1 protein-coding gene and 1 pseudogene are annotated in these 2,031 nt (G+C 28.9%); both read left to right on the top strand.

The features are described 5' to 3' along the window. The coding region (locus GVN22_RS27100; RefSeq protein WP_166554128.1) for a S1 RNA-binding domain-containing protein at positions 1–806 on the top strand (806 nt) is incomplete at its 5' end. 211 nt (positions 807–1,017) lie between these two features. Then, positions 1,018–1,842, top strand: a pseudogene (locus GVN22_RS27105) (transposase). The last annotated feature ends 189 nt before the right edge of the window (positions 1,843–2,031 follow it).

The raw sequence follows: 2,031 nt of genomic DNA on the forward strand, positions 1-2,031 counted from the left end.
TCTATAAAATAATACAAGAAATTAATCTTTCAATTGTTGAATTAGATGCTTATGTTTTCAAAAAAATATTTATAAAATTTTCAATAACAAAGTTTTCATTTCTTTTGAAGCCTTTGTTTAACAAACAAAACTTAGATAAAAGTTTTTTTACAAATCTAATAGATGAACTTCAAGATGAACGTGATTGTATTCACTTGTATTACGAAATGAACAAACATAAATTTGAACTTAATAAAATTCTATTTAATGTGTTTATCAAAAAGGTTTCAGATGTAGATTTTTGTTTGAAGGTTTTTTCTAAAATGACTAACAAAGGATTTCTTCCAGATAAATTCACTTATTCTTCAATATTTCAAAAAAAAATTGATGCGATAACTTTTTTTAAACTCTTAGAGCAATGTAGCAACGATAAAATAGTAATTGATACAAAGTTTACTAGTATATTATCTGAGAGTGTAAATAAATCCTTCGAAATCAAAAATTTTTATGTAGAAAATTCAAAAGATTTATACAATAAATTAAGTTATAGTTGGTTCCATTTACTTAGTAAAATAGTTGAACATGTACAACAAGAGTATTTATCTTGCATCATAACCAAAATTATTACTAATCGAATTTTCGTAAAAATAGAGAAAGATTCTAGATTAGCAAGTATTCATATTCGAGAACTTAAAAATCAAAAATTTTCAAAAATTTCTGATTACGAATACGATGGTCAGAAAATCTACGTAGGACAAAAGGTAAAAGCCAAAATCATCAACATGGATGAATATGGTAGAATAAATCTTTCGATTAAACAACTATAAATCTACTAAACTACTATATTTAGGGTATGAATGCTCTATACAATGGTAAAGTTAGACGACTTAACTAATGGATTTTTGCAAAAGTAACTTTTTAATATCGAAGTCATCTTGACTTTTGGTAGAATTACATAAAATTAAAAAAGGTTGCTGATATTTGTTTTGCGAACCATACCAAAGCAACCTTTTTATGTACTAAGTACTTAGCAAAGATATAATAGAATCAGAAATAATTTGTCATTTACCTATAAGAAAGCGAGGCTTTAAACCTCAAGCTCCTCTTAGTGAGATTATTAACTGCATTCTTTATAAATTGAAACTGACAACCAAGTTGAGGGATTCAACGGCATTTATTACCTATTGAATTCTTATTTAGCACCCACATTCTTCACCATAAAACTGTTTTTGGACATTATTGTCGTTGGTGTAAGGAAGGTGTTTGGCAGAAATGTTTGATAAAACTTTTGAATAAATATAAGTCTTCTTTCGACCTCTCAATAGTAAATTTAGATGGAAGTTATTCTTCATGTATTCGTGGTGGCGAGTAAGTTTCTTATCAAGGTAGAAAGAAGAGAAAGACAACTAATGATCTTTACTTGACTGATAAACAAGGACTTGTTTTGGCTATGTCAACACCTGTTTCACGGAATCATAATGATTTATTTAATATTGAACTTTTGAAGAACTTACCACGATGTTAGAGGACGCTACTATTTCAGTAGGTGGACTATTTATGAATGCAGATGCTGGACGATTCGCCGTTGCGATTCGACGCAAAAATTTACATCAATTATGCCATCAAAAACAAATTATCGCCAATATAGCCACTAATAAAAGGAACTCCACTGACGATAATTGGTCACGCATCACTGACAAAGAACTTTACAAAGAGAGATATTCAATTGAAAGAACTAACGCATGAATAGATAGTTATAGGTCTTTATTAAATCGATATGATACAACGCTTTCAAGTTGGATGGTGTTTAACTTTATCGCATTTATCATTATGGCAATTAAGAAATTTAAAAAGTCAAGATGACTTCTATCTTTTCTTTTTTACATCAATCCTATACTACGACAACATTGGAGTGTCTTCCTTATAATAATATTTGTTGTCGGCTTCCCATTTTTAGTACAGTTTAAAAATATACATAGGCTTCCCTTGAAAATTACTTTTTCCTGCGAAGGCCTACAAAAAATCCACTCAAATACGGGTGGATTTTTTATT

The organism is Cellulophaga sp. BC115SP (assembly GCF_009905545.1).
GTDB lineage: Bacteria > Bacteroidota > Bacteroidia > Cytophagales > Spirosomataceae > Flectobacillus > Flectobacillus rivi.